Here is a 12684-nt window from a genome sequence, read left to right as displayed (position 1 = left end):
TTTTATGATTAAACATCTATAGATTTGAAATGAGAAAGTCTTACGATATTGAGGACTCTCTTCCTTCAAATTGAAAAAATGAATGATGATGATAAATCAATTCATTATCTACGAAAAGAAACATATAAAGTGGTTAGCGGTTGAAATCCGCTAAATGAGAGTCTGAACTGTTTACAAAAGAAGAGGTGGTTAAGGATCTTCGTCTTTTAGGATAGGCAGAAATTCGGCATATTTACACATTTGATAAAAAGCCCCTTGATAGAACTTTTAACAAAACTTTATTCGAATCTATTAACGGGCTCATACAGATCATTGATTCGAGAGGTTAGAATGTGGTCTCTCCATTTTCCAGAAATCATCAAATAGTCTTTGGCATAGCCTTCTTTTTCAAAATGAAGGCGCTTTAATAAACGTTCACTTTTTATGTTCTCAGGTCTATAATTTTCCATCACTCTATGCAGATGATAAACATGAAAGATATGCCGTATTAGAGCCGATAAACTCTCAAACATGAGACCTTTGCCTTGTTGTTTTTCATCAAGAGAAAAACCAAGATGACAAGCTTGAAAAACACCACGAACCACATTTGTAAAATTCACAACACCAATGACTGTGTTTTCATTTTTTAATCGTAGGCATATCGGTATGCTTGTCCTTGTGCACTTTCACAAGCAAATGCATTAGCTCGTATTTCCCAAGCTGTTAGGCTGTGGTAACCATCAGATCTAACAGGTTCAAAAGGACGCAGATGATTCGCATTACGGAGGTAATAAGGAAGACAGTTCAGCTGCATCTTCTAAACCGATCAATGTGGAAATTGTTCGCTTTGTTTTAATTGCCATCATTTTCTCCTCCTCGAAATGTTACAATAACACGTTGGTTTATCCTAACAAATCATCATTTTTAAACTTAAATCATAACGTCGAATACAGTAAGCTTTCCCCATCACAACACTTCTCACGTTAGAATCAATGAAGATCATTTGCTTTTCCGTCAGAAGCGGGGTTGGTGCATTTAGGATATAAGGTAAAGATAAGGGAATGTTTCTTATGAATGCTCTCAAATTCCAAGGGGGCTGTAGCAACATTGGGGACTGGCAAAGTATGCAATGGAACTAGCGTACTTCTATATACGAAATTTTGAAAAAACTCACGGCAAAGATAGTTTTGTTTCTTTGCCTTGTAAACTCAGAGCATGCTTGTTTTGCGCTATCATATCACTGCACCCGCATACAAATCCCAATGACCATCACCTTGAAATGCTATATGTTACAGTGCGATCTAAAAAGTTTCTGCCATGACTCATCAACAACACTGTTCTCGCAAAATCAGCCATAAGATCTTGTAACAAATCCAAGAAAACGTGATAATGAATACAAATCTCTTAAAATGTTTTAGACATTACCGTGAACACGCTTCCATTTCTTCGCGTAAAATTTCAAGTTCTAACCATTCTTCTTCTTTTTGTGTGCAAGTATTTTTCTTTTTTTCCAACGCTGTTGATAAACGCTCAAAACGCTCTTTATCACTGCGATAAAGAGCTGGATCAGAGAGCTCTTGTTCAATTTTTTTGATTTCATTTTGCAAAACAGCAATTTCTTCAGGCAATCTTTCCAATGCATAAACCTGCTTATAAGACAATTTACCTCGTGTTTTTTTCTCCCGCACTATCAAGCTATGATCTGTTGATGAGTCCTGCTTTGAAAGCTCTCCCACATGAGATTTTGAAGGTGCTTTACGCTGCGATAATTCTGTTTTTTTTCGTTGTAAACTCAGAGCATGCTGGTTTTGCGCCATCATATCACTATAGCCGCCCGCATACAAAACCCAATGACCATCACCTTGAGGTGCCAACATATGCGTTACAGTACGATCTAAAAAGTCTCTGTCATGGCTGACCAACAATACTGTTCCCGCAAAATCAGCAATAAATTCTTGCAACAAATCCAAAGTTTCCATATCCAAATCATTGGTCGGTTCATCAAGTATCAAAAAGTTTGCAGGACGTGAAAGAAGTCGTGCAAGCATGAGGCGTGCTCTTTCTCCCCCCGAAAATTCTTTAAGGGGAGTGCGTGCTTGTTCAGGCAAAAATAAAAAGTCTTTCATATAAGAAACTACATGCCGCTCCAGCCCATTGATCACAAGAGTATCACCTCTTCCTCCCGTTAAATAATGCGCTAAAGTTTCTTCTTCATTTAAAATACGTTGCTGATCAAGCAATGCCATAGAAAGGTTATAGCCATGCCTCACCGTTCCACTATCCACGGCTTCTTGCCCAATTAATGCAGAAAGGAGCGTTGTCTTTCCGATACCATTGGGTCCTACCAACCCGATTCGATCACCACGCTGAATACGCAAAGAAAAATCTTTCACGATAATGCGATCACCATAGGATTTTGAAATTTTCTTTGCTTCAAGCACCAATTGCCCAGACTCATGACTTTTCGCTGCTGTCAAAAGTGCATTTCCAGGCTGCCCTTTATAGGTTTGATGACGCTGTCTTAAGTTTTTTAATTCGCCTAAACGCCGTACGTTACGCTTACGCCGTGCACTCACGCCATAACGCAACCATTGTTCTTCACGGGCAATTTGGCGCCCCAATTTATGCTGCTCAATGGCTTCTTCTTGCAACGCCTTATCACGCCAACTTTCAAATTCTGAAAAACGCTTTTCCAGTCTTTTGGTTGTGCCACGATCAAGCCATACCGTTGACCGCGTAACATTTTCTAAAAATCGCCGATCATGGGAAATCACCACAATCGCTGAACGCAAAGACGATAAAACAGCTTCCAGCCATTCAATGGTTGGTAAATCGAGATGATTGGTTGGTTCATCTAAGAACAAAATATCGGGGTTTGCAGCAATGGCCTGTAACAATGAAACACGCCGCTTTTCGCCTCCCGAAAGCGTTTCCAATTTTTCCGCCCCCGAAAACCCTAAATTTGTGCGAAGCGTATTGATCCACTGAACATCAGATATATCGTCCAGCCCCGCTTCCATATAAGCGTTAATATCTTCAAATCCTGAACAATCCGGATTTTGTGAGACATAACGGAGCGTCACTCGCGGGTGGCGAAAAATTTCGCCACCATGAGGCTCTAATATTCCTGCGGCAATTTTTAATAGGGTTGATTTTCCACAACCATTACGGCCAACCAGCGCGATACGCGCCCCCTGCTCAACCGATAAACAAGCTTGATTGAGCAAAGGCGTTTTTCCAAAATTTAAGAAAATGCGGTCAAGCCGCAGGAGCGGCGGCGCCATTAACGAACGCGGTGCGGACAAGGTGCTTTATACATCACCCCTCTTGCATCACGGTAAGCACACAATTGCCGTACAGGGACTCTTTGTGCACAAGGTGCTTGGTAAACATGCCCTCTACGACCACGATACGTGCACAATTGTGATGCCTGTCTTTGTTGTTTTCTTTGATTTGCAGCCGCACCTGTTACTGTTCCAGCCAAAGCACCAAATGCTGCACCGGTAAGTGCTGCTCCAGGAGTACTTCCAGCAATAGCAGTTCCAGCCAAAGCACCAATTGCTGCTCCTCCTACGCCGTAACGTGCAACGCGTTCATCGTTTGTGGTACAAGCGACTGAACTGAAACCAATGGCTGAAACAACAGCCACTTTAAAAATTGATTTTAACATATCAAAACCTTTCCTTCTCAAGATCAATACATAATATATCGTTTATGTCGGCACTTAATCACTAGGCCCCCCCCTGCCTTATTCAAAATATATTGGAAGAGCTTTATGGAATAGGCACAGACGCTAACAATATAGCTTTTCCAGAACCTAAATGGCAAGAAAAGGTTCCCAAAATACGGTTAGAAAGTGTTAAAGAAGAGCCAAATGACACATTTTTGTCACAAATTGGCCATTTTACCCCTGCAAGAGTTAAGCCTTTTAAATCAGAAAAACCGATAATACTAAACAAACATCCCTTAGGCAAATCATACGAACAAGGTCTTGGCAAAACCGGCCAGCCTTCTTCCAAACCGCTTGTCAACAACACTGAAATGCCCCTTTCAGCCATCACCAATGCTTGCGTCATATGAGAAAGGCTATGATCACTTCTTTCACCTCCCAAAGCACCGCACAAAATAAGCTTTTTAGCACCATTTTGCAGCGCTCTTTCGCAAGCTAGAGCACTATCTGTCATATCTTTATCAGAGGGAAAAATCTCACGCGGAACATGACTATATTCGCGTATTAAATTCTCATCCGATGAATCAAAATCGCCTAACCACAACTCAGGCAACACATTAAGCGCTGCCGCATGACGCATACCACCATCAGCAGCAATCACCCGACTGTTTTGAATTTGATTAAGCAAGCGATCAGTGATACAAACATCTCCATTTAACAATATCGTAAATGTTGTCATGCCATACTTTGCCTTTCACAAAATTTCCTTTATAGCGCACCCTTTTATCAGTGAGAGTCATTTTTTATAAACAAAAAGCGTGATATAGCCAAACGAATCCTTATCCCTGATGACTCTCTTGAAGAAACATACGATACAAAGATACAAATGCAATTTGCCAAATTACTCCGCAGAAACAATGTGCACCATGATCCAACGCACTCCATTTTTCAACGCAAGTTTCTTTTTCGCTCACGCCTGTATAAAGCAACTTTCATAAGTTTAACGTTTCTCCTTTCGGCTTGTCATACGCCCCTCTCTCAAAATGATAGGCTTTCTTCCACTTCTTCTAAAACGATCAAACGTACCAACAATCACAATATCTATGTCACATTAAGCGCTCTGCAACACCCACGTATTTTGCAAATGTATGGCGGCGCTTATTATGATGTAAAACTTGAACACCTTTTAGCAAAGATTGTCCGTAAACTGACAGTTGCATCCCATAGTTCTCATCAAAGCTATTCTGTAACCATTTTAAACTCAGAAAGTATTAACGCATTTGCGCTCCCCAATGGCGCGATCTACATCACTCGTGGTATGCTGGCATTAGCCAATGATTCTTCAGAAGTTGCAGCCATTTTAGCCCATGAGATAGCACATATTAGAGCCAATCATGGCATTTTACGCCTGCAAAAAGAAGCCCAATTAAAGATGGCAAATCACATATCTTCACATCTTCTTTCTTCTATTGGCAAAAAACTTCATAACCCTACGCAAAACAAGCAACAACTCGCGCAATTTTCCCGCAATCAAGAGCTAGAAGCTGATTCCCTTGCACTTGAAATGCTCCAACAAGCAGGATATGATCCATTTGCTTCACCACGCTTTCTTCAAACAATGGAAGCCTATAGTGCTTTGCGTAATATCTCCGGCACCCAAAATGCCTCTCTAGATTTTCTAGCCTCTCACCCAACCACCCCTCAACGCATTCGGCTTGCGATAGAAAAAGCGCGTAAAATAAGTAAAGGGAATAGTAAAACAACCGATCGCGATTCTTTTCTCAAAAGCATTGATGGCATGATTTTTGGAGGAGGATTTTATACAGGTTTTGTACGAGGCAACCAATTTATTCACCCACAGTTGCGCATAGCTTTCTCTGTTCCAAACAATTTTACAATAGAACATTCAGCACACACTGTTTGGGCCAGTGGACCAGATAAAATTGCGATTCGTTTTGATGCTATTCCGCATCCTGCTGGAATATCTGCGAGTGATTATTTGAAAAGCGGCTGGATTATCGGGCTAGACCAATCATCTATCCGCCCCATCACAATTCAGGGACTCCCCCATCAAGAATTTACGCGTCAAGGATTCCAAAGCCAAAGTTTACTTGGAGCACGAGCCCATGCTACCAATGAGCAATGGCAATTTGATGTAGTTGTCATTCCATTCAACAACCACATCTTTCGTTTTCTGACAGCCGCCCCACATAATTCTCAAAATTTTGTAGAGGTTGCCCAAAAAACGCTACAAAGCTTTCATTCTCTTTCATCTTCACAATTAAAAAAACTGAAGCCCTTAAAAATCCGTGTTGTCCGCGTTAAACAAGGAGAAAACGTTGCAAACCTAGCCAATAAAATGCAACACACACCAGATAAAGAAAAACTCTTTCGCATCCTCAACGCCCTCTCACCAACACAAACTTTATCCGCAGGTACAAAAGTGAAAATCATTACAGAATAAGCCTTTTTTCTCATCTGCTACAGTTTTGATTCTTTTCTATCTGTATGACTCCCTCCCCCTTAAAGCATATTCACAAATGAAGAGGGACATTTCAAAAACCAATTTCATCATACCTTCATACGACTCCGTTTGATACATACTTCCTCGAACTAATATCACCCCCAATCTTCCTCTGTTCATCAATAGCACCAAACACATCCCCAAGGAGGCATATCCCTAGACAAATCTGGCAATCCTCTAAATCCAACTTCATCATACTCTCATATACCCCCTTACTTATACGTTCTCTCTCTTCCTCCCACAAAGCCTTTCACTGCTTATATATCGTAAGCATCTTCTGAATGAACCGTAAGAAGAGCAGAACGCAATTTCTGCAAAGCCCGAGCTTCAATTTGACGCACGCGCTCTTTTGATATTCCTAACTTTTCACCCAAAACTTCGAGAGTTGCACCCTCTTCATTTAAGCGACGAAAGCGAATAATTTCCAACTCCCGTTCATTGAGAATTTGTAACGCGTCGTAAAGCCATTGTGTACGCCGTTGACCATCAATTACTTGCTCAATTAAAGCATCAGGAAGAGGACTATCATCCACCAAAACATCCATCTTAGCAATGGGATTATCACTGTTCTCAGAAACAGAAACACTCAAGGAATTATCAGAACTGGAAAAACGAAAATCCATCGTTTCAACATCGCGCACGGAAACGCCAAGCTTTTCAGCGATTGTGCGAAAAATATCCTGTTTTGACAAAGCACTATCATCTTGTATCAGCTTTGCACGCAAACGCCGAAGATTAAAGAAAAGTGCTTTTTGCGAAGAACTAGTTCCCCCTCGAACGATTGACCAATTTCGCAAAATATAATCTTGAATAGAAGCGCGTATCCACCACGTTGCATACGTTGAAAAACGCACTTCCCGATCAGGTTCAAAACGTGCAGCTGCTTCCAATAGTCCCACATACCCTTCTTGTACCAAATCCCCCAATGGCATTTTGAAACGTTTAAAACGGTTAGCAATAGCAATCACTAAACGCATATGAGCTGCTGCAATTTGATGCATGGCATCATCATCACGTTTGTCTTTCCACCGCAGAGCCAAATCATGCTCTTTTTGTCGTTCAAGATAAGGCGCTTGCATAGCAGAACGCATCATATTACGTCCTAAGCTTTTGTCTGCATCGCTATAATTTTTGCTGCTTTTATAAACAGCATTTGAAAGATTACCCATAATAACCCCTTGCGATTAAAATTATCAAAATTGATTTGGCAACGACATCATTGTTCTTTGCTTAAAAAGAACGCAAAAGTTGTTAACTTCTGTATCCACTACTTTAACGTGTATTTTTATAATCGCAATTGTTTTTTTTTACTGTCATGGTAAAATTTCTTGTCATAAGACACAATTTCACCTGCAAAATGCCTTTACAATATGCCTTTTAGCCTATGAAATATTTGAAAAAACTTTCTCTTCGCTTTTCATGACAAAACAGCAAAAAAAATAAAATGATCATGTAAAACAAAAGCTGTTTATTAATAACCGGTTCTGTTTCCTTTTAAATTGAAGAATTTATTTATGCTTTCATCTTTACAATACAACTAATAAGTGTAATTTGCAAATATAAAGCATCCAAACTGAATGAAAACTGAATAAAAAAAGAATCATCCAAGTTTTAAAGGCGCAAAAAGAAACAGCAAAAAACGACAAGAGTGATTGAAGCAAACGCAACAAACATGTTAAAGAAAAAGAAGCATTATGAAATTGTCGCAAAAAGCTTTTGACCAATTTCGCACTGAGAAAGAAAATGATCATGGATAGCAAGATTGTTCAACAGGATGAAATTCTTCAAGATGATATTCTCATTGAAAAACACGGAAGGGGTAAATTTGAAGGTTTTCGTTTTTATGCCAACAAAAACAGTACCGATCAAATAGCTGAGAAGCAAATTTCAACAGAGAATGAAAATTTGATTCTTGCTTTTTCCAAACGTGCAACACGTTTTTGTGCTTGTGCAAATGGAGATTTTACCCTCGGTTCTGATGGAATTGTGCGCTGGATTGGTCAGCCCGTAGGACAGCTTGTAGCAACAGAAGATTTTTTCAAACCAAAACTGATTGTTTTAGCAGATGAACAACTCACAGGAGAATCCCGCGATAACGTTGTGAAACGATTAGAACGCTTTGTCACCTTTCATTTTGAAACGACTTTAAAACCTCTATTTGATTTGCGTAATGCTGATAATTTAACGGATTCAACAAACAGTCTTGCTTTACAACTTTTTAACTCTTTAGGGATTTTACCACGCCGCGAAGTCTTAGACATTGTCAAAGAACTTGCGCAAGAATCACGTGCCGTGCTTCGGCGTCTAGGTGTGCGTTTTGGCGCTTTTCACATCTATGTTGCCGGAATGCTTAAACCTGCTCCGGTTCAAGCCATTACTCTCCTGTGGAATCTTCAAAATGCGGGACAAGATCAAGCTGGTTTGGGTGAAATTTTGTCAGCATTATCTGCTGGTCGAACCTCTTTGATTGTTGACCCTACCTATAACCGCCAATTTTATCAATTAGCCGGCTACCGAATCTTAGGACAACGTGCTGTACGGATTGATATTTTAGAACGTCTCGCCAATCTCATCCGCCCCGCACTGCATTGGAAACAAGGAAGTGATCCCAAACCCGATGGCGCCTATGATGGCAAAAGTTTTTTTGTTACACCAGCCATGATGTCCATTCTTGGGGCTAATGGAAACGATATGGAAGAAATCCTCAAAGGACTTGGTTATCAATCGTACAGCATAAGCAATACTGTTTTTGAACAAAATCTCCTTGCACACCAAACCTCTTCCCCTATCAATGAGACAATGCAAGATGTTCCCGCAGCAGAATGCGTTGGCAGTCAATGGAAAACAATAAGCGATTCAGAAACAACACAAGAAGAAAAAAATACCTCATACCCAAATACTTTATCCTCTGGTATTGAAAAACATCCCCATAAAACCAATCGTTTACCGGCGGCTGAACCTGTTGGGAATTTTGCCAAAACCCCTCTCCCTACAGAAGAAGATAAAGTTATTTTACTATGGCATTATAGACATCAATTTCATCACCACGCGCAAAAAAAACGTGATAAATTAGGAAATAAGTGGCAAAATAAATCGAAGAGCGCTGTAAAAAAAGGGGAACACACAAATGAAAATTCCCCTCAAGAAGCGCTATCACAAACAAAACGCTCTCATAAGTTCCACAAATCCCAAGGCAAACATGCAAATCATAAGCCTTTTCAAAAAGAAAAGCGCCTTAATCCTGATTCACCTTTTGCAAAACTAGCTATACTACGCGATCAACTCACCAATCATAAAAACACGCACACACTTTCCTCTAAAGAGAATTAAAATAACAAATGGAGTTTGATCTTGACCCACGTAGTAACCGACAACTGCATTCACTGCAAATATACGGATTGCGTTGAAGTCTGCCCTGTTGATTGTTTTTATGAAGGGGAAAACATGCTTGTTATCCACCCAGACGAATGCATCGATTGTGGTGTTTGTGTGCCAGAATGCCCAGCAGAAGCGATTTTACCTGATACAGAACCAGGATTAGAAAAGTGGTTAGAACTTAATCTTCATTATGCAGACAAATGGCCTAATCTAACCACCCAAAAAGATCCTCTTCCTCAAGCAAAAGAAATGGATGGCGTTCCAAATAAATTAGAAAAGTATTTTTCAGAAAATCCAGGAAGCGGCGAAGAGTAATGATACAGTGTACACCCTCCTCCTCCAACAATTGAAAGACTTCTCTTGTAAAAATAAAAAAATCCTTAAGCGAAATGATTGATTCTTTGGAAGTTTGATGTTAATGTTATTTTAACATGATCATCTTTCTAAGTATTTTTCTTTGCTTTTTATAGTAAAGCGATGTATTTTTTTTGGATTTAAAAGTACTCGGCTTTTATGCTCGCTTAATTGGTACAATATACTTGGTTAAAGAAAACTCAACCCTCAGGTTTATAACCTGTTTTCCGATACATTTGTTGATCATAAGGGAGTAAACTAAAATTATGGCATCCCAACATGGAACGTCTTCCAAGACCAAAGAATTTGCAACCTCTGAATATATCGTCTACCCTACGCATGGAGTAGGACAAATTATAGCGATTGAAGATCAAGAAGTTGCAGGACATAAATTAAAACTTTTTGTCATTCATTTCGCGAAAGATAAGATGGATGTCAAAGTCCCCATTGCAAAAGCCCTTTCCGTTGGAATGCGTAAATTATCTGCTAGTGATTCTGTCGACCGCGCCTTAAAAGTTTTACGTGGAAAAGCACGCGTTAAACGAACCATGTGGTCACGTCGTGCGCAAGAATATGATGCTAAAATCAACTCAGGAGATCTTATTTGTATCGCCGAAGTGGTCCGTGATCTTTTCCGCTCTAATCTACAGCCTGAACAATCTTACTCTGAGCGCCAACTTTATACAGCTGCTCTTGAAAGAATGGCCCGCGAAATTGCGGTTATTAATAGTCTTTCTGAAACAGAAGCTATCAATCTCATAGAGATGCATCTCTCCAACAAACCGAAACGCGAATTTAAAACTGAGAGAGAAGAAACAGATGAAAGCAGTAAAGCTGTCTACGCTGCATAACACACTCTTTCATCATAATGAGATATTTTGATAAAACCAGCTTTTGCTGGTTTTATTTTTTTAACATCCTCTCTGCCCTTAAGGACAAAGTTTCTTAACCTGCGCCAACCTATAAACAATCTAACTTTTCGACAAATTCCTTCTCCCTATCTGCTTGCTTCATAGATAACAAATTGATTAATCATCATAATCTAGCATTATTCATATTAAATTAGAATCTTGAGTATCGTAAGATTTCTCATTTCAAATTTCTCTCATGTTGAATCAATCAAAATCACTTGCTTTTCGGTCGCAAGCGGAGCTGATCTGTGAGTAAAAACTGTACAAAAAGAGCTAGTAGAACCGTCTCAAGCACCAAAGGATATACCAACATTGGAATCTGGCAAGATGTGTAAGGATGCGGGCTTGCTTTTTCATTAAGCGTAAAGATCATAGTGCCGTTTATACACTGCACCGAAACTTTACCATTTACCCTTCTACAAAACCATTATAACATTCAAAAACGCCGTCATAAAATGGATGCAACAAATATTTCTTTTAAAAAAACGCGTGACAGTACAACATAAGCATATTTTGTCTTGGGCGCTTATTTTGCATGAGAGGCGTTCCCCCATTAAAGAACGCGATAAACAAAAGCACGAACTAAACCATCATATCCATTCTGTAAAAGGCATTTCAAATACTTTTGAAAGCTGTAAAGCTAACTTAAAAAATAACAATACAAATGAGCGTTGATATTGCCCCTTGCAACTTCATATTTTTCCAAAATGAGGTTATATTCTCATTTCAGAGATTACGAGATATACGCAATATTCTTACTCCAATCGGACATACAAAATCTAAAACGATTCATAGAACTCTTAAAAGTCTTAACCTCTGTTTTAAACAGACCGCTAAAGATTAGATATTGATGAACAGATAACAAAAAAATCACAAACTTAGGTAAGCAACACCATAAAACCATTCATAAACCAGCGATGAACTGGAGAGTCATACCGGCTTTGATAAAATACTTCGCTCAACCCCATACATAAAACATCTGGTTTTAAGTTTACTTATTTTTACAAGCTGTTCGTAACAAATCCCTTATATTCACAAAAATAAGAAAAAATATATGGACAATTCTTAGTTCAAAAATATAAAAAGAAAGCGTGATATTCATAGAAAAGTCTCATGTGCCTTTATCATCAAAAGCACTAAAGATTATTGAATGTGTACACCTTCTGTCTTGTAACGGTTTTCTCTTTTCTGCTCATAAGAAAACACGCTGGAATCAGCATACACTAACCCCCAATATTACAAAAATCCTTACATTTGAAAGTATTCATTATAGACATTTTGTCCTTTCTTATAGAGTTTTTACCCACATACCAGCCCCACTTATGACCGAAAAGCAAGTGATTGCCATTGATTCAACATGAGCGAAATTTGAAATGAGAAAATCCTACGATAGATCTTTCATTCAAGACGCAAAAAAAACGAATGATCTTTATAAATCAATGTGATGTAAATCTCTATTTTTTTATGGGGAATCACATGTCACAATATAAGCCTATAGACAAACCATTGCCTTAAATATTCTCATAAAAAACACCGGTATGCTTAAAGCCTTACATGGGTCAACCACCTTAAACGACGATATTTTACGGTTTAATAGGATTCCCTCTACAGTCAATAAAAATTAAGTGCGATACAAAATGATTCCATTACTGACCTAACTTATATCAATACCCCAGCTCTTAACGAAATCATCATAAAAGACACTGACACAAGCAATCCTTTATAGCCTCTCAAAAAAACAAAAAAATCATCTCCCACAATAGAATCATTTTTCTATGGCCAAGCCTTACACATGTTCTCAAGAAAAAGCGAAAATACACGCTCCAAACGTGCATTCACTCATGAATCAAAAGAAGTTTACTACTGGA

The 12684-nt window shown here is 39.0% G+C and carries 9 protein-coding genes and 1 pseudogene; 4 read left to right on the top strand and 6 right to left on the bottom strand.

What is annotated here, in order from left to right; translation table 11 throughout:
• Window positions 1–278: 278 nt before the first annotated feature.
• The 4 genes and pseudogenes from rimJ to ACFIJ7_RS01495 all read right to left on the bottom strand — a co-directional run bounded on the left by rimJ (window position 279) and on the right by ACFIJ7_RS01495 (window position 4388).
• A pseudogene (rimJ, locus tag ACFIJ7_RS01510) lies at window positions 279–842 on the bottom strand (ribosomal protein S5-alanine N-acetyltransferase).
• A gap of 558 nt (window positions 843–1400) precedes the next feature.
• Window positions 1401–3263: an ABC-F family ATP-binding cassette domain-containing protein gene (locus ACFIJ7_RS01505; protein ID WP_375644537.1), complete on the bottom strand. Its 1863-nt coding sequence runs from the start codon at window positions 3261–3263 to the stop codon at window positions 1401–1403.
• A complete protein-coding gene (locus tag ACFIJ7_RS01500) occupies window positions 3263–3649 on the bottom strand; it encodes a hypothetical protein (protein ID WP_015856972.1) in 387 nt (128 codons plus the stop codon). The genes ACFIJ7_RS01505 and ACFIJ7_RS01500 overlap by 1 nt, the downstream gene beginning before the upstream one ends.
• Window positions 3650–3752: 103 nt before the next feature.
• Complete coding sequence (locus ACFIJ7_RS01495; protein ID WP_375635511.1) at window positions 3753–4388, bottom strand: thiamine diphosphokinase; 636 nt, start codon at window positions 4386–4388, stop codon at window positions 3753–3755.
• Window positions 4389–4535: 147 nt separating this feature from the next.
• Here ACFIJ7_RS01495 and ACFIJ7_RS01490 point away from each other — a divergent pair, with 147 nt between their 5' ends.
• Window positions 4536–6113, top strand: coding sequence for a M48 family metalloprotease (locus ACFIJ7_RS01490; protein ID WP_375635510.1), 1578 nt, complete (start codon window positions 4536–4538; stop codon window positions 6111–6113).
• 115 nt (window positions 6114–6228) lie between these two features.
• On the opposite strand, the gene ACFIJ7_RS01485 is transcribed toward ACFIJ7_RS01490, so the two are convergent.
• Entirely contained in the window at window positions 6229–6369 is a 141-nt protein-coding gene (locus ACFIJ7_RS01485; RefSeq protein WP_375644446.1) for a hypothetical protein, read from the bottom strand.
• Window positions 6370–6430: 61 nt separating this feature from the next.
• Window positions 6431–7342: an RNA polymerase factor sigma-32 gene (locus ACFIJ7_RS01480; RefSeq protein WP_015856975.1), complete on the bottom strand. Its 912-nt coding sequence runs from the start codon at window positions 7340–7342 to the stop codon at window positions 6431–6433.
• 580 nt (window positions 7343–7922) lie between these two features.
• Between ACFIJ7_RS01480 and ACFIJ7_RS01475 the strand changes: the two genes are divergently transcribed.
• The 3 genes from ACFIJ7_RS01475 to ACFIJ7_RS01465 all read left to right on the top strand — a co-directional run bounded on the left by ACFIJ7_RS01475 (window position 7923) and on the right by ACFIJ7_RS01465 (window position 10756).
• Window positions 7923–9503 (top strand): hypothetical protein, encoded by a 1581-nt coding sequence (locus ACFIJ7_RS01475; RefSeq protein WP_375644445.1) that lies wholly within the window; start codon window positions 7923–7925, stop codon window positions 9501–9503.
• A gap of 21 nt (window positions 9504–9524) precedes the next feature.
• Window positions 9525–9866 carry a ferredoxin FdxA gene (gene fdxA / locus ACFIJ7_RS01470; protein ID WP_375635508.1) on the top strand — a complete coding sequence of 114 codons (342 nt, stop codon included), beginning with the start codon at window positions 9525–9527 and terminating at the stop codon, window positions 9864–9866.
• 305 nt (window positions 9867–10171) lie between these two features.
• Complete coding sequence (locus tag ACFIJ7_RS01465) at window positions 10172–10756, top strand: CarD family transcriptional regulator (RefSeq protein WP_375635507.1); 585 nt, start codon at window positions 10172–10174, stop codon at window positions 10754–10756.
• Window positions 10757–12684 lie beyond the last annotated feature (1928 nt).

Source organism: Bartonella sp. MR100HLJHH (assembly GCF_042194215.1).
GTDB lineage: Bacteria > Pseudomonadota > Alphaproteobacteria > Rhizobiales > Rhizobiaceae > Bartonella > Bartonella grahamii.
Note: the sequence above shows the minus strand (reverse complement) of the source record. Positions and strands in the feature narration are given on the sequence as shown.